Source organism: Streptomyces sp. CoH27, from assembly GCF_020181035.1.
Lineage (GTDB): Bacteria > Actinomycetota > Actinomycetes > Streptomycetales > Streptomycetaceae > Streptomyces > Streptomyces camelliae.
In genome coordinates this window covers 21956-40627 of record NZ_JAIQYY010000051.1, presented here as the reverse complement: position 1 = coordinate 40627, position 18672 = coordinate 21956, and the positions used below count along the sequence as shown (strand labels likewise).

Annotated in this window: 19 protein-coding genes and 2 pseudogenes; 17 read left to right on the top strand and 4 right to left on the bottom strand. The window is 69.4% G+C overall.

The features are described 5' to 3' along the window. The first annotated feature begins 243 nt into the window (after positions 1-243). The 11 genes from LE548_RS42465 (at position 244) to LE548_RS42410 (ending at position 9002) form a co-directional block, all read left to right on the top strand. Entirely contained in the window at positions 244-1035 is a 792-nt protein-coding gene (locus tag LE548_RS42465) for a response regulator transcription factor (protein ID WP_225102399.1), read from the top strand. A gap of 259 nt (positions 1036-1294) precedes the next feature. After that, the gene (locus tag LE548_RS46285) at positions 1295-1966 is read left to right on the top strand and encodes a TcmI family type II polyketide cyclase (protein WP_308031086.1); all 672 of its coding nucleotides are present in this window, start codon (positions 1295-1297) and stop codon (positions 1964-1966) included. After that, the gene (locus LE548_RS42450) at positions 1963-3234 is read left to right on the top strand and encodes a beta-ketoacyl synthase (RefSeq protein ID WP_225102398.1); all 1272 of its coding nucleotides are present in this window, start codon (positions 1963-1965) and stop codon (positions 3232-3234) included. The genes LE548_RS46285 and LE548_RS42450 overlap by 4 nt, the downstream gene beginning before the upstream one ends. Continuing rightward, positions 3231-4424: a ketosynthase chain-length factor gene (locus tag LE548_RS42445; protein WP_225102397.1), complete on the top strand. Its 1194-nt coding sequence runs from the start codon at positions 3231-3233 to the stop codon at positions 4422-4424. The genes LE548_RS42450 and LE548_RS42445 overlap by 4 nt, the downstream gene beginning before the upstream one ends. 67 nt (positions 4425-4491) lie before the next feature. Beyond that, positions 4492-4755 (top strand): acyl carrier protein, encoded by a 264-nt coding sequence (locus tag LE548_RS42440; protein ID WP_225102396.1) that lies wholly within the window; start codon positions 4492-4494, stop codon positions 4753-4755. 46 nt (positions 4756-4801) lie between these two features. Beyond that, the gene (gene fabG / locus LE548_RS42435) at positions 4802-5587 is read left to right on the top strand and encodes a 3-oxoacyl-ACP reductase FabG (protein WP_225102395.1); all 786 of its coding nucleotides are present in this window, start codon (positions 4802-4804) and stop codon (positions 5585-5587) included. Positions 5588-5614: 27 nt separating this feature from the next. Then, the gene (locus LE548_RS42430; RefSeq protein WP_225102394.1) at positions 5615-6565 is read left to right on the top strand and encodes an aromatase/cyclase; all 951 of its coding nucleotides are present in this window, start codon (positions 5615-5617) and stop codon (positions 6563-6565) included. Further along, entirely contained in the window at positions 6562-7443 is an 882-nt protein-coding gene (locus tag LE548_RS42425; RefSeq protein WP_225102393.1) for an alpha/beta hydrolase, read from the top strand. Before LE548_RS42430 ends, LE548_RS42425 begins: the two co-directional genes overlap by 4 nt. Positions 7444-7546: 103 nt before the next feature. Next, positions 7547-7948, top strand: a complete 402-nt coding sequence (locus LE548_RS42420; RefSeq protein WP_225102392.1) for a lipocalin-like domain-containing protein — start codon at positions 7547-7549, stop codon at positions 7946-7948. Further along, complete coding sequence (locus LE548_RS42415; RefSeq protein WP_225102391.1) at positions 7945-8136, top strand: hypothetical protein; 192 nt, start codon at positions 7945-7947, stop codon at positions 8134-8136. The genes LE548_RS42420 and LE548_RS42415 overlap by 4 nt, the downstream gene beginning before the upstream one ends. Next, entirely contained in the window at positions 8133-9002 is an 870-nt protein-coding gene (locus tag LE548_RS42410; protein WP_225102390.1) for a 4'-phosphopantetheinyl transferase superfamily protein, read from the top strand. Before LE548_RS42415 ends, LE548_RS42410 begins: the two co-directional genes overlap by 4 nt. 382 nt (positions 9003-9384) lie before the next feature. Here LE548_RS42410 and LE548_RS42405 read toward each other — a convergent pair whose 3' ends face one another. Further along, positions 9385-9801: a hypothetical protein gene (locus LE548_RS42405; protein WP_225102389.1), complete on the bottom strand. Its 417-nt coding sequence runs from the start codon at positions 9799-9801 to the stop codon at positions 9385-9387. 339 nt (positions 9802-10140) lie between these two features. Here LE548_RS42405 and LE548_RS42400 point away from each other — a divergent pair, with 339 nt between their 5' ends. Continuing rightward, complete coding sequence (locus LE548_RS42400) at positions 10141-10473, top strand: helix-turn-helix transcriptional regulator (protein ID WP_225102388.1); 333 nt, start codon at positions 10141-10143, stop codon at positions 10471-10473. Positions 10474-10496: 23 nt separating this feature from the next. Here LE548_RS42400 and LE548_RS42395 read toward each other — a convergent pair whose 3' ends face one another. From LE548_RS42395 to LE548_RS42385, 3 genes are all read right to left on the bottom strand, one after another. Continuing rightward, positions 10497-11321, bottom strand: a complete 825-nt coding sequence (locus LE548_RS42395) for a hypothetical protein (RefSeq protein ID WP_225102387.1) — start codon at positions 11319-11321, stop codon at positions 10497-10499. Between the two features lie 325 nt (positions 11322-11646). After that, positions 11647-11961, bottom strand: a complete 315-nt coding sequence (locus LE548_RS42390; protein WP_071377413.1) for a replication initiation protein, RepL2 — start codon at positions 11959-11961, stop codon at positions 11647-11649. Then, positions 11961-12413: a MarR family transcriptional regulator gene (locus tag LE548_RS42385; RefSeq protein ID WP_225102386.1), complete on the bottom strand. Its 453-nt coding sequence runs from the start codon at positions 12411-12413 to the stop codon at positions 11961-11963. Before LE548_RS42385 ends, LE548_RS42390 begins: the two co-directional genes overlap by 1 nt. A gap of 947 nt (positions 12414-13360) precedes the next feature. Between LE548_RS42385 and LE548_RS42380 the strand changes: the two genes are divergently transcribed. The 5 genes and pseudogenes from LE548_RS42380 to LE548_RS46850 all read left to right on the top strand — a co-directional run. Beyond that, on the top strand, positions 13361-14626 hold the full coding sequence (locus LE548_RS42380; RefSeq protein ID WP_225102385.1) for a ParA family protein: 1266 nt from the start codon (positions 13361-13363) through the stop codon (positions 14624-14626). Further along, positions 14623-15891: a ParB/RepB/Spo0J family partition protein gene (locus tag LE548_RS42375; protein WP_225102384.1), complete on the top strand. Its 1269-nt coding sequence runs from the start codon at positions 14623-14625 to the stop codon at positions 15889-15891. The genes LE548_RS42380 and LE548_RS42375 overlap by 4 nt, the downstream gene beginning before the upstream one ends. 228 nt (positions 15892-16119) lie before the next feature. Next, positions 16120-17208, top strand: coding sequence for a bifunctional DNA primase/polymerase (locus tag LE548_RS42370; RefSeq protein ID WP_374116257.1), 1089 nt, complete (start codon positions 16120-16122; stop codon positions 17206-17208). Positions 17209-17490: 282 nt separating this feature from the next. After that, a pseudogene (locus tag LE548_RS42365) lies at positions 17491-17930 on the top strand (hypothetical protein); the annotation flags it as partial. Between the two features lie 355 nt (positions 17931-18285). Then, positions 18286-18474, top strand: a pseudogene (locus tag LE548_RS46850) (DUF6009 family protein); the annotation flags it as partial. Between the last annotated feature and the right edge of the window lie 198 nt (positions 18475-18672).

The following is an 18672-nucleotide window of genomic DNA, read 5'->3' as shown; positions in this document are numbered from 1 at the left end:
GTGACCATTGACGTATCGTCATCGACAGCCCTCCGGCAGGAACGATCCGTTCCGACCCTCCGGATAAAAAGTTCACACCAAGACCTCGGAGTGCGCGCCTGGCTCGCCACGGTCGGCAATGAAGCCACCTGTGAGGCCCGACCGGAAAATTCCGATCGATTTTCATGGAAGTAAATACAACCTCTTACGAGAACAAGACCGGGCTGTCTTCTGTTACACATCCACAAACATGGGGGTAGATGGATGGAACAGCGTGCCGAGATATCGGAAATCAACATGGTCGCGGATACTGCCGGCGAGGTCGATCGGCAGCGGTACCGCAGCAGCGTCGCCGTGCTGCCGCCGCGGCCTCTGCCCGTCTCGTTCCCCGCGTCCGACACCTGGCAGGTACTCCTCGTGGAGAGCGAGCAGCAGCAGCGGGAGCCGCTGAGCCAGGCGCTGGGTCGCCAAGGGCACCAGGTGAGCTGCGTCGACACCGGCGCCGAGGCACTCGACGTCTATGACCAGGCGGATGTGGTGCTGCTGGGCCCCGACCTGCCCGACATCGACGGGCTGGAGGTGTGCCGGGCCATCCGGACCACCTGCAACATCCCGATCATCGTGATCACCGACCGCTCCTCCGAGCTGGACTGCGTGCTGGCCCTCCAGGCCGGGGCCGACGACTATGTGGTCAAGCCCTACGGATTCCGGGAACTCATGGCCCGGATGGACGCGGTGATGCGGCGCGCGACTCCGCGCCGACAGGACGAACGCGTCATCGAGCACGGCCCCTTGCGGATCGACGCACTCACCCGCGAAGTGCAGCTGCACAACCGGATGATCCCGATGAGCCGCAAGGAGTTCGACCTGCTCCAACTGCTCGCGGCACATCCCGACAGTGTCGTCTCGCGCGAGCGCATCATGCGCCAGGTCTGGAACAACTCCTGGTCGCGCCGCACGGTCGACACGCACGTCAGCAGTATTCGCAACAAGCTCGGAGAGAAGTCCTGGATTCTCACGGTGCGGGGCGTCGGCTTCCGCATCGGTCGGGCGTAGCTGTGATGTCGTAACTGAAGAGAACGCTTTTGCCGGCCGCCGCCGCAGCTCTTCCGAGCTTCGGCGGCGGCTTCATCATGCCCTGAGCTGCCCGTCTGATATTCCCCTGACCTGTCGCTGAGTTGCGCCTGGGAAAACCTGACTCTTCCCTTCATGGAAATGTAGAACTTATGAAGTGGATCGTGTTGAGAGTGCGACGAGTCCTGGTGAATAGTGAATGCGTAATCCGATGCGTCGGAACAGAACGGGAGGGCAGGGCATGTTCACTGTGGTGAGCGTGGGCAGGCTGAACGGGGAGTACAGCAAGGAGATATCCGAGATCTTCGCTGAATTCGACGCGGGCACCGCGCCCGGGATATCCGGCCTGAAACGCCGGCAGCTGTACACCTACTACGACGTCTTCGTTCACATTCAGGACTTCACCGGAGAGAACGCCGGCGAGAAGGCCGAGGAGGCGGCGAAGGATTCCCGGGTGGCCGAGCTCCGCGAGCGGCTGGCACCCCTGGTCACGGCCTATGACCCGACCATCGCCGACGACCGTGCCGCCGTCTTCTACCACTGGGAGGGCGACCCGCCGGTGGACAAGGAGACCGGCCTGCACAGCACGGTCATCGTGAACCGGGTGGCCGACGAGGTCATCCCCGAGGTCAGCCGGCTCTTCGGTGAACTCGACGCCACCGACTTCCCGTACCGGATGGGCACCCGGCGCCGGCAGCTGTTCTCGTACCACGGCGTGTACTTCCACATCCAGGACTTCCTGAGCGAGAACGGCACGGCCGTGATCGACCAGGCGTGGAAGGAGGCCGACCCGCGCTTCGTGAAGATCTGCGCCGACCTCGACCCGCTGGTGAAGAAGTACGCCCCGGAGCGCTGGCGCTCCACGGCCGACCAGATCGCCACCCGCTTCTACCTCTGGGAGGCGTCGGCGTGACTGCGCGACGAGTCGTCATCACCGGCGTCGAGGTCATCGCTCCCGGCGGGGTCGGCACCCGGAAGTTCTGGGACCTGCTGACCGAGGGACGCACCGCGACCCGGGGTATCACCTTCTTCGACCCCTCTCCGTTCCGCTCCCGCGTGGCCGCCGAGGTCGACTTCGACCCGTACACGCACGGCCTGACCCCGCAGGAGGTACGGCGGATGGACCGGGCCGCCCAGTTCGCGGTGGTCGCCGCGCGCGGCGCCGTCGCCGACAGCGGCCTGGACCTCGGCACGCTTGATCCCTACCGCATCGGCGTCACCGTCGGTACCGCCGTCGGTTCCACCATGAGCCTCGACGAGGACTACCGGATCGTCAGCGACGACGGCCGCCTCGACCTGGTCGACCACACCTACGCCGACCCGCACTTCTACAACTACTTCGTGCCGAGCTCCTTCGCGGCCGAGGTCGCCCGCACCGTCGGCGCACAGGGTCCGAGCAGCGTGGTGTCGGCGGGCTGCACCTCCGGACTCGACTCCGTCGGCTACGCCACCGAGCTGATCCGCGAGGGCACTGCCGACGTCGTGGTCGCCGGTGCCACGGACGCGCCGATCTCTCCGATCACCCTGGCCTGCTTCGACGCGATCAAGGCGACCACGCCCCGCAACGACGAACCGGAGCACGCCTCCCGGCCCTTCGACGGCACCCGCAACGGGTTCGTGCTCGGCGAGGGCGCCGCGGTGTTCGTCCTTGAGGAACTTGAGAGCGCGCAGCGCCGGGGCGCCCGTATCTACGCGGAGATCGCGGGATACGCGACCCGGAGCAACGCCTACCACATGACGGGCCTGCGCGCCGACGGCGCGGAGATGGCGGAGGCGATCACCGTCGCCCTGGACGAGGCCCGGATGAACCCCACGGACATCGACTACATCAACGCGCACGGCTCGGGGACCAAGCAGAACGACCGCCACGAGACCGCCGCGTTCAAGCGGACCCTGGGCGACCACGCGTACCGCACACCTGTGAGCTCCATCAAGTCCATGGTGGGGCACTCGCTGGGCGCGATCGGATCCATCGAGATCGCCGCATCGATCCTCGCGATCCGGCACAACGTCGTGCCGCCCACGGCGAACCTGCACACCCCCGACCCCGAGTGCGACCTGGACTACGTTCCGCTCACCGCCCGCGACCAGCTCGTCGACGCCGTCCTCACGGTCGGCAGCGGCTTCGGCGGGTTCCAGAGCGCCATGGTGCTGGCCCAGCCTGAAAGGAGCGCGGCGTGACAGCCTCAGTGGTGGTGACCGGCCTGGGCGTGGCTGCGCCCAACGGGCTCGGTGGCCAGGACTTCTGGAACGCGACCCTCGCCGGCAAGAGCGGCATCGGCCCGCTCACCCAGTTCGACGCCTCCGGGTACCCGGCACGGCTCGCCGGCGAGATCAGCGGCTTCACGGCCGAGGAGTATCTGCCCAGCAGGCTGATGCCCCAGACCGACCGGGTCACCCGGCTCTCGCTCGTCGCGGCAGACTGGGCGCTCGCCGACGCCGGGGTGCGGCCGGCCGAACTGCCCGAGTTCAGCATGGGCGTGAGCACCGCCAGCTCGGCGGGCGGGTTCGCGTTCAGCCAGCACGAGCTGAAGAACCTGTGGAGCAAGGGCAGCCAGTACGTCAGCGCGTACCAGTCGTTCGCCTGGTTCTACGCGGTCAACACCGGCCAGATCTCCATCCGCAACGGCATGAAGGGCCCCAGCGGAGTGGTCGTCACGGACCAGGCGGGCGGTCTGGACGCGGTGGCCCAGGCCCGGCGCCAGATCCGCAAGGGCACCTCGCTCGTCGTCGCCGGCGCCGTGGACGCGCTGCTGTGCTCCTGGGGCTGGGTGGGACTGCACACCAGCGGTCGCCTCAGCACGGCCGAGGAGCCGACCCACGCCTACCTGCCCTTCGACGACCGGGCCGCCGGCCACGTGGCCGGTGAGGGCGGCGCCCTGCTCATCATGGAGTCGGCCGACTCCGCGAGGGCCCGCGGCGCCAGGGCGTACGGCGAGATCGCCGGGTACGCCGCCACCTTCGACGGACGCGAACCCGGCCTGCGCAAGGCCGTGGAACTCGCCCTCGCCGACGCGGGCGTGACCCCCGCCGACGTGGACGTGGTGTTCGCCGACGCGGCGGCCGAACCGGAGCTCGACCGCGTCGAGGCCGAGGCGATCGTCGAGGTCTTCGGGCCGCACGGCGTACCGGTCACCGCGCCGAAGACGATGACGGGACGGCTGTACGCCGGGGGCGCGGCACTCGACCTCGCCACGGCCTTCCTCGCCCTGAACGAGGACACGATCCCGCCGACGGTCCACACCGAGCCGGCCGAACACTACGGCCTCGACCTCGTCGTCTCCCAGCCCCGTGCCGCCCGCCTGCGCACCGCGCTCGTCCTTGCCCGGGGCCACGGCGGCTTCAACTCGGCCATGGTCGTGCGCTCCTGAGCGCCGCCGCACCCCAACTCCAGCTCCAGCTCCAGCTGTAACCAGTAACAAGCAGGAAGGCTTTCCCATGTCCCGCACCTTCACGCTCGACGACCTCAAGCGGATCCTCCTCGAAGGCTCCGGCGCCCCCGACGGCACCGGCCTCGATGGGGACATCCTCGACACCGACTTCGCCGACATCGGCTACGACTCGCTCGCCCTGCTGGAGACCGCCAGCCGCGTCGAGCGCGAGTACGGCATCGAGTTGGACGAGACCGTCGTGGGCGACGCAACCACCCCCCGCGCCCTCCTCGACGCCATCGCCTCTCACATGGTCGCCCAGGCCGCCTGACCACCGCAGCCCGACACCACAGGAAAACCGCAGGGAAAGAGGCGAAATGACAGAGCAGAAGAGCCGGGTCGTCCTGGTGACGGGTGCCACCAGCGGCATCGGTCTGGCCATCACCCGGCTGCTGGCCGGGCAGGGGCACCGGGTGTTCATCGGGTCCCGCACCGAGGACAAGGTCGTCACGACCGTCAAGCAGCTCCAGGAGGAGCAGCTCGACGTGGACGGCGTCGTCCTGGACGTGCGGTCCAGGGACTCGATCCGCGGGTTCGTCCAGGCGGCCGTCGAGCGGTTCGGCACGGTCGACGTGCTCGTCAACAACGCGGGGATCCCCGGCGGCGGAGTCACGGCCGACATCCCCGACGAACTGTGGGACGACATCATCGACACCAACCTCAACAGCGTGTTCCGCCTGACCCGCGAGGTGCTGACCACGGGCGGACTGCGGCACAAGAAGTGGGGGCGCATCATCAACATCGCCTCCACCGCCGGCAAGCAGGGTGTCGTCCTGGGTGCCCCGTACTCCGCCTCCAAGCACGGCGTCGTCGGCTTCACCAAGGCGCTGGGCAACGAACTGGCTCCCACCGGCATCACGGTCAACGCGGTCTGCCCGGGCTATGTCGAGACCCCGATGGCCGAGCGGGTACGGCAGAACTACTCCCGCCTGTCCGGTGCCCCGGAGGCGGCGATCCTGGAGAAGTTCCAGGCCAAGATCCCGCTGGGCCGCTACTCCACCGCCGAGGAAGTGGCGGGCCTGGTCGGCTACTTGACGACCGACACGGCGGCGTCCATCACCGCCCAGGCCCTGAACGTCTGCGGCGGCCTCGGCAACTTCTGACATCCACCGAGCGCGAAGGAGTCCACCATGCCGTCAGAGCTGCACGAGTCCCGTCACGAGATCAAGATCTCCGCCCCCGCCGAAACCGTCTACCGCATGCTCGCGCATGCCGAGGAATGGCCCCGGCTCTTCCCTCCGAACATCTACGTCGACCATGTGGAGCGCGGCGAACGCGAGGAGCGCATCCGCATCTGGGCCACGGCCGGCGACACCGTGAAGAACTGGACGTCCCACCGGACCCTCGACCCGGAGAACCTCCGCATCCGGTTCCGGCAGGAGGTCAGCACGCCCCCGGTGGCCGCGATGGGCGGAGCGTGGCACATCGAGGCGCTCCCCTCCGGCGACACGCTGGTGCGCCTCGACCACGACTATCAGGCGGTCGACGAGGAGAGCCTCACCTGGCTCGACGAGGTCGTGGACCGCAACTCCCGCTCCGAGCTGGAGTCACTGAAGGCGATAGCCGAATCCGAGGACACCACCGACGCGCTGACCTGCTCCTTCGAGGACACGGTCACGATCAGGGGCACCGCCCGGGACGTGTACGACTTCATCGACCGGGCGGACCTGTGGACCGATCGTCTGCCGCACGTCCTCGCGGTGCGGCTGGAGGAACCGGCGCCGGGGCTGCAGACGCTCGAAATGGACACCCTGTCCAAGGACGGCACCTCGCACACCACGAAGTCGTACCGCGTGTGCCTGCCGCACCACCGGATCGCCTACAAGCAGGTCACCCTGCCGGCCCTCATCACGCTGCACACCGGCCGCTGGACCATCACGCCGACCGAGGACGGTGTCACGGCCTCCTCGCAGCACACGTTCACGGTCAACACCGAGAACATCGGGAAGATCCTGGGAGCGGACGCGACCGTGCAGGACGCGATCGACTACGTCCGCACGGCGCTCAGCACCAACAGCATGGCGACCCTCGGCCTTGCCAGGGCGTTCGCCGAGGAGCGCGCCGGGGGCGACCGGCCATGACGGTGGCACAGCCGGCCACCACGGGTAGGGCGCGCGGCATCACCCTCGACGCGGACGGCATCACCCTGTCCGCGTTGCTCGCCCTCCCGGAACAGGCTCCGTGCAGGGCGATGGTCGTCGCCCTGCACGGGGCCGGGATGAGCTCCTCGTACTTCCACGGATCAACCCACCCCGACACGTCGTTCCTCGACCTTGCCACGAGCCTCGGGTTCGCGGCGGTGGCCGTGGACCGCCCGGGCTACGGCCTGTCGGCCCGGCAACTGCCGCAGGGGCAGGGCATCGCGGACCAGGCGGCGACGCTCAGCGCGGCCCTGCGCTTCCTGACGGCTCGGTTCGACACGGGCAGCGGCGTCTTCCTCCTCGCCCACTCCTTCGGCGGCAAGCCCGCGCTGCGGATCGCCGCGGACGGCACGGTGCCGGAGCTGCTCGGCCTCGACATCTCCGGCTGCGGCGGCGAGTACGCGGTGCCCTTCGGTGCCCGCGACACGCACGGGCGACGGAGCTGGCGGCTCAACTGGGGGCCGCTGCGGCTGTATCCGCCGGGGACGTTCCGGGCCAGCGGCACCATGGTCGCCTCGGTTCCGCCGCGCGAGCTCGCGGACGCGGTCCGCTGGCCGGAGGAGTTCGCCGAGTTCGCCGGGCGGATCCGGGTGCCGGTCCGGTTCACCTTCGCCGAGCACGAGGCCTGGTGGCAGCACGACCAGCAGGCGGTCGCCCGGCTGCGGTCACGGCTGAGCTCGGCGCCCCGAGTGGTGACGGACCATCAGCCCGACGCCGGCCACAACATCAGCCTCGGCTGGACGGCCCGCGCCTACCACCTCAGGGCCCTCGGCTTCGCGGAGGAGTGCCTGCGGGTAGCGGGAGCCGGAACACGCTGATGTCCCCCGTCAGCACGTGACACCGCCGGCGGGTTCCCCGGACCGCCGCCCCCGATCGCACGAGCGACCCGATCAGACCCACGCTAGGAAAGCAGGACCGGACATGACTCAGGACATCGTCGGTGTGTGGCACCTGGATGCCTTCCACGACGTGGACGAGGCCGGGCGGCCCGTGGGAGAGGGCCCGCTGGGGCCGTCCCCGTCGGGCATGCTGATCTACACGCCCGACGGCCACGTCTCGGTGAGCATGATGCCCACCGCGCCGGCCACCGCACCGGGCCCCTCGTACATGGGATACGCGGGCGAGTGGCGGGTGCAGGACGGGAAGGTCGTGCACCGCATCCGGATCTCGTCGCGCCCCGACTGGATCGGCATCGAGCAGTCCCGGGACGCCGAACTCGACGGAGACGTCCTCACCGTCCGCGCCACCCGGGAGGTGGACGCGCGTCCGCAGCGGCGCGTCCTCGTGTGGCGCAGGGCCGGGCGGCCCGGGGGTGCACGATGAGCGCCCTGGTGGACACCGTCGTCGGGATGGCCGAGGACGCCGACCACCCGCTGCTGGTGGCCCTGAGCATCTTCGCGCCCGGAGCGGTACGCACCGCGGCCACCGGTCCGCAGGAGGAGCCGGCGGAGGGTCGGAGCGCCGCGGCGGTGGCCGCGCACCTCGGACGGCTGGGCCTGGGGGGCGCGTGACGCCGGTCGCCGTCGCCTCGCCGCGCGTGCTGCTCCTCGCGCACGATCTGCGCTCCCCGGGCACCGAGGAGCTCGCGCGCACGGTGTTCGAGGTGCTGCAGCCGGCCGAGCGCGAGCGGATCCTGCGCAAGCGGGTGACCGCGGACCGGACCCGCTCGCTGATCGGGCGGTGGCTGGCCCGCCGGGCGGCCGCATGGATCGTCGGCACCCCATGGACAACCCTGGGCACCGGGCAGCACCCCGGCGGGCAGCCGTACGTGGTGGCCAGGCCGCAGTTGTCGCTGAGCATCGCGCACAGCGGCCGGTACGCACTGGCGGCCGTGGCCCTCGGGGCGCGGGTCGGAGTCGACACCGAGCAGGTGGCGCGGGTGACCCGGCTGCCCGACGACGTCTTCCTCGGCCCCGGCGAGAGGGCGGCCTTGCACGCCATGTCGCAGGACGCCGAATGCCGGGCGGCCCTGTGGGTGCTGAAGGAGGCGGCGGCCAAACTGACCGGCCAGGGCCTGCGCGCCGGCCTGCGGAGCATCGGGTTCGAGTGCCCGGGCGCCCGCTTCCCGCTCACCGCGCGCACCCCCTACGTCGCGGCGGAGTTCAGCGCCTTCCGGCTCCCTGGCGGATACGTCGCCGCGGTGGGCTTGTCCGCGGGCAGACCGCCCCGGGAGCCGGTGTTCGTCACACCCCCGTTCGTGAGACAGCCCTGGAGACAGGAAGGACGGACCGCTTTCATGAATGATCCCGTGCAGCAGAACAGCCTCGGCAGGACCGACGACCACCTCGCGGAACCCGAGCGGGCGCCCCGCAGCGACGAGGGCCGGGACGACGACAACGAGGAGGCGGAGCAGCACATCTGGCGCAGCGTCAACTGACTATGGTGCAGCTGGACCAGGATGGGCTGCTCGCAGCTGCCGATCGGCTCGTCGGCCCTCCCCCGCAGGGCCTCTGCCGAGAAGAAGCGGCCGCTGTCGTGCGCGAGGGAACCGGTGCGGGGTTCGAAGCCGATCCACGAGCGCGACATCGCGGCGGTCGCCGTCCAGGCCCTGCTGTCTGACGGCCACGAGGGCGCGACGTACGAGNGTGACGGACACGGTCGCCCGGATCACCGGCCGAGCGCCGGCGGCCTTCGCCGACTGGGCCGTGGAACATCGTCCGGCGGCTCATCCAGCTGATCTCAGCCGTAGCCAGGTCGGTGACGTTCCGAGCTCCGCACCTGCTCGGCATGTTCGGGTTCAGCGCGGCGGGCGGCGTCCCTCACTTCTCTACGTTGCTGATGGCGGTCTCGAAGACGGGGATCAGGTCGGGGTTGATCCCGTAGCCCTCGACCTTGCCGAATCCGGGGCCCACACCTGTCACGGGCTGCTCCATCGCCTCGGGCCAGCACCTGAGCATTTTGCCGCGCTGGAGAATCCGGCTGAGCGGTGCGCTGTGGCCGCGCAAGCTGTCGTCCGGCTTGTCACGGAGGGCGTCCGCCGGTACGTGGCCACCGCGCTGGACGGCTTCCTTCACAATGCGTCGAGCTCGGGCAGGGAGCATCCGATAGTACTGAGTGGCGCGTTCCTCGGTCCACGTGGAGTCGGCTTCGACGTCCTGGGCGTGTTCGGAGAGGAGGGCGAGGAGCTTGGTCTGGAACTCGGGCGTGGGTTGGTCCACAGTGACGGTGATCCGCATAGAGCCTCCCGTTACGACTTACGAGAATGAACGAGGTTCTGAGAAGACAGTAGCGGCCTGGCGGGAAAGATCACTGTGCTCTGCTGAGACTTCCGCTGCGCCCCGGCGCTTGCGCAGTCCCACATCCACCCCGCGCCGACCGGAGATGGGGCGGGCGGCCGCTGGCCCGACAGGGTGACTTCGGACCGAGTTTCCGGATGGATGTCGCTGCAGGTCAGGAGCGCTGGGGATCGGCGATGGGGATGGGATTTTCGGCAACCGAGTTTTTAGTTATAGCTAAAGGTGGCATCCTGGTGGTGTGGCAACGAGCGTTGTCGCGGCGTGAGTTGGGGGTGAGACATGGGCATCTTCGCCCGTGACGACGACCGGACCGAATGGGCGGCCTCGCAGGTGGCGCGGCAGGCCACGGCCTCTCTGGCCGGGCTGTTGGCGGGACTGGGCAAGAGCCGGTCCGATCTGGCGAAGGCGATGGGTGTCAGTCCGGGGCGGGTCAGCCAGATCTTGTCGGGGGATGCGAATCTGACGGTTCGGACGCTCGCCGCTGTGGCGGAGGCGCTGGACGCCGACGTTCAGATCAGCTTCCGGCCCCGGTCGGAGGCGGCAGCCTGCCGCAGTGGCACGGAATCCAGCGCCGCCGTCATCGGAAGCGTGGGGTTCCCGGCCCACAAGTGAGTGGCGGTGCCAGGGCCGGTGGCTCAAAGTCGTCCCGTCGGTCGTCCTCGGGCCAGCCAGCGGTCGTACCAGCGGCGCTGCGGTGGCAGTGCCGGGCTGTGGAAGGCGTCGTTCGACATCGACTTCGCGCGCAGGGCCCGGAGTTCTTCCATCTCGCTGCGGCGGCCGTGGGCGTATGCGAAGTGCAGCAGGTGGCCGCACTGGGCGAGGGCGGTGCCGAACGCCTGGCGCCGGGCGATGAGTTCGTCAGCGGTGGGATCACGTTGCCAGGTGAGGTCGCCGTCGCGGCACGCCTCGTCGATACGGGTCTGTACGTCCAGTGCCGCGTCGATCGCTTTCTCGACGTCCGCATAGATGGCGTTGATCGTTTTGGTGTCGGCGGTGAGCGGGTGCCGTTCCAGCAGGTACAGCTTGAGATCGTGGACGAACACCCTGAGCTGGGTGGACGTTTCGATGCCGTCGAGGAAGCGGTCCGACCAGGTGCAGGCGTCGAGGTGCACCCGCTGCACCAGACGCTCCCGGACCAGGGCGATGCCCAGGGTCATGAACTTGACGTACGGCTGCGCCGTCTCGTCCTGTCTCCGCCGGGGCAGCGCGGTGGCGCCCGTCGCGGCGCCCGCGAGCACCGGGGGGATCTGTGCCGCGTGCGGGAGGAGGACCACTGCGCCGGCCGCCACCGCCCCCATCAACGCCAGTACGAACAGCATCAGGGCGGCGGACGCCCAGCTGCCCAGCAGCCGTCCCTTGCCGGCGAACTCGCGGGCCAGCCCGACCCACGCGATGGCCGCGCTCACGGCGGCCGGTAACGCGTAATCGACCCACCAGGCGTGCTGATACCAGCTGCTCATCGACGGCGTCCCCCAAGGCGTCTCACGGACAGGCCGGACCGTCGTCAGCGTGCGAAAGCCGCGCGGGGCTCGCCCTCGGCAGGTCGCGCCGGCGTCCGGTCCTCTCGCCGGCGCACCTTTCGTCGAGAGCTGCCGCGAGTAGAGCTGATGATGTCAGCCGACGCGGCAACACGCCGTTACTTTGAGCAACCATTATCCGCCATAAGTGGAGGATGGGACGCGTGGGGTTTGGGCGGGTCGCCCTTCTTGCCTCGGGGTGAAGCGGAACGGTTCCGCGGAGCGTCCCTCATGTACGTCACGTCAATGAGGTCCGCTCCCCAGGACGTCAGGTCGCGGCGCGGCGAAGAGGGACGACGACCCTCTCCCCCATGCGCTTGGGGTCGAGGCGGTAGTACTTGATGTGCCCGATCCGCTCGGTCTCCTCCAGCCAGCCGGCCTCGATGACCTGCTTGCGGGTGCGGGAGAAGACGGGCGGTGCCATGCCGACCAGTTTGGCCAGGTTGGCGGCCGTCTCCAGGACGGCGCCGGACCTGTCGGTCGGATGCAGGGCGTACAGCATGACGACGAGACGCTGGTTGGCGCTCATCCCTGCCGTCTTCTCCAGCAGTTCGAGGTTCTTCTGCTTGTCGTCGCTGCTCATCACTGGACCTCCCACCGTGCAGGAACATTGTCGTCGAATCCGGGGATGTCCGGCGGGTTGCACGTCTTCACGGCCTCACGCTGCTCGATCCCTGTGCCGTGAAAGGCGATGTACGGGCTGATCCGATAGAGGTTGTAGTTGCCGATCCGTCCCCGGACGATCAGGATGCGGTGTTTGACCAGCTTCCTATTGATCTTTCCGACGGCGTCGGAGGACATCCCCACTCGTTTGGCGATGTCGGCGCCGGTGGCTCGCAGCGGCTCCATGCCCTCGGGCGAGACCCCGATCCACCACAGGACGAGGAACTTCTGACTGGGCGTGAACGCCCTGGACTCGGTGATCGCCTCCACGCGCGCCTTGTCGACCTGTGTGTGCCTGCCGGAAAAGGCGTACGGCGCATAAGGGATCGGCTCGCCCGTGTCGGCGTCGACCAGTCTGCGTACTGCTCCCAACGGGCCCTCCGTCAAGGGGGGTGCTTGGTGGTTCAGGGGTTCATGAAGGACGGCTCTCAGGCCGACCAGATGAACCTAACGTACATGAGCAGGAAGTCAATTAGGTCCGCCTGTCGGCCGTGTCGGCTGTTGTCGTGCTCAGGGTCCGGGGCCCTCGATTCCGCCCTGATTCCGCCTTGATTCCGGGGTCTGCGGCGCCGGAGACATGTACGTCACGTCAATCTACTGCTGTCGTAGGGACTGGGTACTCAGTTCCTAGGAACTGCCTGGCAGTTCTCAGGAACTGCCTGGCAGTTCCTACGGTCTTGGTCGGTCAGGGCGTTTGTGCAGGTCAGAGGGCATTTGGCGGCTGCGCTCTCTTCCCTTGTAAACAGCCCCGCCGTCGCTCCCGCTCCCAAGGACCCGTGATGCGCTGCGGCTTCGACTCGGCCTCGACCATGACTGCCTCTGCCCTATGACGGGTGTCCCCCACACTGCCCGCGGCTGAACATGAGTGCCGTGTCACGAGGAGTTCGCCGGGGACCTGCCTCGGCCCGGCACACGTACCCTCCGCTTTCCGGCGCGCACGGTCCGGGCCACGACGAAACGGGTACGCGCTGGGAAGTGGAGGGGCAGCGGGGTCCAGGGGCCGGCGAAGGCCCCTGGTACCACGCTGCCCAGCCAGGTCCGGGAGCGACCACGCGGGTGCACACCCGGCACCGGCCTGTGGGCCTGTGCGGGAGGGGGGTTGGAACCCGCACCCGAGGGCCGATCCGCACCGGCAGAAGAGGTCTGCGCGCGGGGCTGGAGCGGGCAGGAGGGACGGGTGTGTAGGTGGGTGGGTGCGTGGGTGCGTGGGTGGGTGATTACGGCGTAATCACCCCCGGACCGTGATGACCGCTCAAGAGCGTTAGCAAACTAACGTGTCGGGGCTCAAGAAAGGTCAGAAACGTTAGTATGGTGACGTCATGAGTTCTCCAGCCTCCTTCAGCGACCGCGAGAAGGTCGTCTCCAAACTGCCGGGATGGCTCCGGCAGAACCTCAGAGTCAGGGCCGCCCAGTACGGCATCGACATCCAGGCCGCGGTGGAACAGGGCATCAGGGACTGGTGCGACCTGGCCTCCACCGTGCAGAGCGTCGACACCTCCGGCGCCGACTCCTTTGCCACGCTGCTGCCTCCGGGGCAGTGGGAGGAGTTCCGGCAGATCGCCGCCGACCGGCGGGTGTCACTCATCCAGGGGCTCGCCCAGTCCGTCCAGCTGTGGCTGGACGCCAATCCCGCCCCGGACGTGGCGCGGCCCGAGATCACCCGCCGCATCATCGTGTGCAACCAGAAGGGTGGTGTCGGCAAGACCGCCATCACCGCAGGCCTCGGGGAAGCGCTGGCCGAGGATTCCAACGCGCTGTATCCCGTGCGCGTGGCCAAGGCGCTCGCCCAGGCCCTGCGCGCGAGTGAGGCCCAGGGCGACGACACCGAGCCGGTGGATGATCCCCTGGACATCGAGAACCTGCCCGGACCGGGGCTGAAGGTGCTGCTGGTCGACTTCGACCCGCAGTGCCACCTGACCAACCAGCTGGGCGCCACTCCCCTGCCGATGAACGGCGACAGCCTGACCAACCACATGGCGGGCGAGCCCAAGGGGGATCTGCGGGACCTCATCGTGTCCGTGGACGAGGACGTGTTCGGTGGCCGGCTGCATCTGCTGCCCGCCTGCAACGACGCCTTCCTGCTGGACGTACGGCTGTCCGCGGTGCGGGCCCGGGAAGCCGCGCTGGAGCGGGCGCTGGCTCCACTGGAGAGTGATTACGACGTAATCATCGTGGACTGCCCGCCGAGCCTGGGCCTGAGCATGGACGCCGCGGCGTACTACGGGCGCCGGCGTGACGCGGAGCGGGCGGGGCAGTCCGGGGCGCTCATCGTCGTACAGGCCGAGGACAGTTCGGCGGACGCCTACGAGCTGCTGACGACGCAGATCGACGACCTGCGCGGGGACCTGCAGATCGACATCGACTACCTCGGCATCGTCGTGAATCTGTACGACTCCCGGCGGGGATACATCGCAACCTCGTCGCTTCAGGGGTGGGTCGACATAAAGGATCCGCGGGTCGTCGGGCTCATCGGGGACCTCAAGGAGCAGAAGGAGGCGGTGCGGGTGAAGCGGGCGCTGCTGTCGTACGCGCCGAAGTCGCAGCAGGCCGTGGGGATGCGGGCGCTGGCCAGGGAGGTGTTGTGAGCAAGGCCGATCAGCTGGGAGCCGGGCGCTTCGGTGGAGCGGTACGCCCGGTCAGCGCACGCCGCCAAGCCGTGGCCGCCGCGACCGGGGTGCCCACCGAAGGGGTCGCGGCTCCCTCGGAGCTTCCCGTCCACCGCATCAGCCCGAATCCCGACAACCCGCGGTCCACTCTGGGTGACCTGACCGACCTGGCCGGGAGCCTGAAGACCCACGGGCAGAAGCAGGCGATCACGGTGATGAACCGGGACGCCTACCTCAAGGCCAACCCGGGCCAGGAGAGCGCCCTCGAACCGGACACCCTGTACGTCGTGGTGGACGGGAGCAGCCGTCTCGCGGCCGCCCGGGAGGCCGGGCTGGCCACCGTGAAGGTCATGGTCAGTGACGACCAGGGCGCCACCTCCGAGGAGCTGCTTGAGTCCGCGCTCGTCGCCAACATCCACCGGCAGGCCCTGGAGGAGATCGACGAAGCCCGGGCGTTGCAGCGGCTGCTGGCCATCCACGGCAGCCAGCGGGCCCTGGCCAAGCGGCTGCATCGCTCCCAGGGCTGGGTGTCGCAGCGGCTGGCCCTGCTCAACCTGACGCCCGAACTGCAGGCACGGATCGGTGAGGAACCCATCGACCTGCTGCGGGCCGTCGGCAACAAGCCTGCCGAGCAACAGGAAGCCGCGCTGGAGGAGCTGAAGGCCGAGCGGGCCCGCAAGGAAGCGGAGGACCGGGGTCGGGCGGGGGAGTCCCTGCGGGGTCCGGGTGATTACGGCGTAATCACTCCTCCGGCCGTCAGCACGCCTCGGGGAGAGAGGGACGGGGAGTCCGGCGGTGATTACGGCGTAATCACCGGGCCTGCGGAGGCGGGGGAGGAGTCCGGGAGTGATTACGGCGTAATCACCGGGCCGTCCGACCTGTCCGACCGGGGCGGCGCTCCCGGGGAGAGTGGCTCGGGTGATTACGGCGTAATCACCCGTCCCCCTGAGGAGCTTGCCGAGGCGGGGGAGTCGGAGGCCGGGGGCGGGGCGGAGGTGATTCCGGAGCCTCGGGGGCATGTCTCCTCGGCAGAGGCCGACGGGCAGCAGGAGCAGCGGCCGCGGAAGGTGCCGTACGACGAGCCCGGGTCCCTCGCCATGCTGCTGGACGCGAAGATCGCCTCGGACGAGGTCTTCTTCGATCTGCTTCGCTTCCTCGGGGCGAAGGGTCTGGAGCGGGATGCGGGGCGGCTCGTCGAACTGGCTCAGTCCCTCGTCGATCAGGCCGGTACCCGGGTCGAGTGAACCCGTAGCCACCAGGAGGGACCGAGCCACAGTGCCCGGAGCGGTTCGGTCCCTGCCCTTCAGTCCCTGGCAGGCCCAGCGAGGGACTGACGGCCCGCCACGCGGGAAAGCTGTCTCTTCTGTGGAGATCCCGGGTCCTAAAGTGTTCCGAAATACAGTCCTTACAGTCCCTGGCAGAAGGACGGACGTTTGCCCGACCGCGCTGTGACGAGAGAGTCCGCAGCTCCCGTGCGGCCCGCATCCCCGCATGCCGTGGCCCGCTGGTGCGCGGGGCAGGGCTGGCCGGTGCACCCCCTCGCGCCGGGCCGGAAGACCCCGGTCGCGAACTGCCCCTCGTGCAGGGACCGAGGTCATCTGCCCGCCGACTGCGCCTGTCTGCCCGCCGGCCGACCGTGCCACGGGTTCCACGCCGCCACCACCGACCCGGAGCGCATCGACAGCTGGTGGTCGCACACCCCGGCCCGGGGAGTCGGGATCGCCTGCGGGGGAGCGGACCTGGTCGTCATCGACGTCGACGCGCACAGCGCATCGGTCCCAGACCGGAACCTGCTGCTGCCGGGCATCCCGATCCACGCCTCCGTGAACCTGCGGGGGCTCGCGTCCGGCTTCGACACCCTCGCCCTCCTCGCCGCGCTGCGCGGGCAGCCCAGCCCCGCCGAGGACACCGGCACCCTGCGTGTACGCACCCCGTCCGGGGGCCTGCACATCTGGTACCGCAATCCGCGCCCGGCCACCCGGTTGCGTTGCTCGACCGGGTCCAGCACCAAGGTGGCGCTGGCCTGGCAGGTCGACGTACGGGCGGACGGCGGCTACATCGTGGCCCCGACGACCCGTACCGCGCAGGGCACGTACCGGCCCGAGGGACCGGCGCGGCTGCCCGCCCCGCTGCCCGAGTGGCTCGGCGAGGAACTCGTACGCACCGGGCATGTCATCGAGCCGCAGCGAGTGACTGTGCCGTCCGGGTCTGCCGGGGTCACCGGGTCTGCCGGGCCCCAGGGTGATTACGGCGTAATCACTTCCCGGCCTGGGGGCCGGGGCGCGGGCGGGCAGCGGGTGCTGGAGCCGTTGCTGGCCGAGGTCGCCGCGTGCGCCGGTACGCCCGAGGGGGCGGCCTTCACCGAGAAGCTCAACAAGGCCGCCTACACCGCCGGGGGGCTCGCCGCCGCCGGTCACCTGGACGAGGGCGCGGCTCGGGCTCTACTGCGGGAGGCCGCCGAGACCGCGCGGCCCAGGCAGAGCGCTCGTCATGCCCGCATCATCGGCGCCGGCCTCGCCGCGGGGGCCGCACGCCCGCTTCACCTCAAAGGACGTTCATGAGCAGCGCCGAGACCCCGCGCTTCGACGCCGGCGCCGCCGCTCAGCAGATGCTGGACCTTGAGCAGGCGGCCGCCCGCCCGTCGGTACTGCCTGCGCAGTCCCAGTCCTCGCCGGGGGCTCTCAGTCGCCCGGTGATTACGGCGTCATCACTCCGGCACGGGCGGAGGGGGCGCGGGTCGGCCGCACGTCAGGTGATTACGCCGTAATCACCTGACGTGCGGAGGTTGAGGCGGACCTGGACTCCCTGGGTGATTACGCCGTAATCACCCTGGGGGTCCAGGTCCGCTGCCCAGTAGCCTCACTGACCGGGCCAACGCCAAGCTGTTCGTCCTGCTCTACCGCGACCGGTTCCGCCATGTCGAAGGCCTGGGCTGGTTCGCCTGGGACGGATACCGGTGGAAGCGGGCCGGAGGAGAGAAGGCCGCTCTGTGGGCTGCGGGGGAGATGGCCGAGGGGATCTTTCGGTGGACCCCGACCTCCTCGACGGCGACCCGTACGCGCTGTGCACCCCGGCCGGCGTGGTCGACCTCCACACCGGGCTGCTGCGCAAAGCCGATCCCAAGATTCCTCATGGATCGCGGGTCGTTCTCCGAGCACTCCACCGAACTCACCGAACTGCACGGGCGCCGGCTCATCGTGTGCAGCGAACTCAAGCCGGACGACAAGTTCGGCGAGGCCCGGGTACGGTTGCTGACGGCAGCGACAAGTTCAAGGCCCGCCGGAGGCCCAGCCGGACCTGTGCGTCGAACAGGGCCTGCTCTGCACGGCGTACGTCGCCTGGTGCAGCGCGGGGAAGGGCACGTACTACCCCCGCCTCGCCCTGTTGGACACGCACTCAGGAATCCACGGTCAGCACGTCATCCCGGGCTGGGCTGCCTCCCCAGGCCTGCCGAGGTGATTACGCCGTAATCACCCACGAGCCGTCCGAGCCGTCCGGGCCGTCCGGGCCGTCCGAGCCCGCCGCTGCCGTCGTCACCCTCGCCTCCCGCGGCCGCCGGAACCCGCGGGCCGCCCGAGCGCCCCTACCAGCTTCCCCATCCGGCTCACGATCGTCCGACAGGCGCTCGACAAGACCCCCGCCGCCGGGTCTTCTTCCTGCTGCCCCATGACCGGGATGCCCAGCCCGAGGGGCTCTATCAGGAGGGCGCGCCGGAAGAGGCCGTGGATCCGCGCACGATCGAGGTCAGGAAGGTCGGGGAGAAGACACCCCGCTCCCAGCAGGGGCCCGCAGCGGGCGCCGTGACGGGCGCTCAGGCCGCCTGCTAGGCCCTCCTGGGACCCCTGAGGCTTCCCGGCTGTGCACCCGGCTGGAGGGGCGGTGCAGGGCCGCTCAAGGCTTTCTGGGGACCTGTCGGGCAGTGTCCCTCTTCAGCTCTCCCTGTCCTTCCTCCCCTTCAGTCGCTCCTCGGTCGCTTCTTCAGTCGCTGGGGGGTGGGCGGCTCGCGAGGCAGCGACTGAGGCGAA

Coding starts and splice junctions, on each gene's coding strand:
- LE548_RS42465 (WP_225102399.1), top strand. CDS start 244: ATGGAACAGCGTGCCGAGATATCGGAAATCAACATGGTCGCGGATACT.
- LE548_RS46285 (WP_308031086.1), top strand. CDS start 1,295: ATGTTCACTGTGGTGAGCGTGGGCAGGCTGAACGGGGAGTACAGCAAG.
- LE548_RS42440 (WP_225102396.1), top strand. CDS start 4,492: ATGTCCCGCACCTTCACGCTCGACGACCTCAAGCGGATCCTCCTCGAA.
- fabG (WP_225102395.1), top strand. CDS start 4,802: ATGACAGAGCAGAAGAGCCGGGTCGTCCTGGTGACGGGTGCCACCAGC.
- LE548_RS42430 (WP_225102394.1), top strand. CDS start 5,615: ATGCCGTCAGAGCTGCACGAGTCCCGTCACGAGATCAAGATCTCCGCC.
- LE548_RS42425 (WP_225102393.1), top strand. CDS start 6,562: ATGACGGTGGCACAGCCGGCCACCACGGGTAGGGCGCGCGGCATCACC.
- LE548_RS42420 (WP_225102392.1), top strand. CDS start 7,547: ATGACTCAGGACATCGTCGGTGTGTGGCACCTGGATGCCTTCCACGAC.
- LE548_RS42415 (WP_225102391.1), top strand. CDS start 7,945: ATGAGCGCCCTGGTGGACACCGTCGTCGGGATGGCCGAGGACGCCGAC.
- LE548_RS42405 (WP_225102389.1), bottom strand. CDS start 9,801: ATGCGGATCACCGTCACTGTGGACCAACCCACGCCCGAGTTCCAGACC.
- LE548_RS42400 (WP_225102388.1), top strand. CDS start 10,141: ATGGGCATCTTCGCCCGTGACGACGACCGGACCGAATGGGCGGCCTCG.
- LE548_RS42395 (WP_225102387.1), bottom strand. CDS start 11,321: ATGAGCAGCTGGTATCAGCACGCCTGGTGGGTCGATTACGCGTTACCG.
- LE548_RS42390 (WP_071377413.1), bottom strand. CDS start 11,961: ATGAGCAGCGACGACAAGCAGAAGAACCTCGAACTGCTGGAGAAGACG.
- LE548_RS42380 (WP_225102385.1), top strand. CDS start 13,361: ATGAGTTCTCCAGCCTCCTTCAGCGACCGCGAGAAGGTCGTCTCCAAA.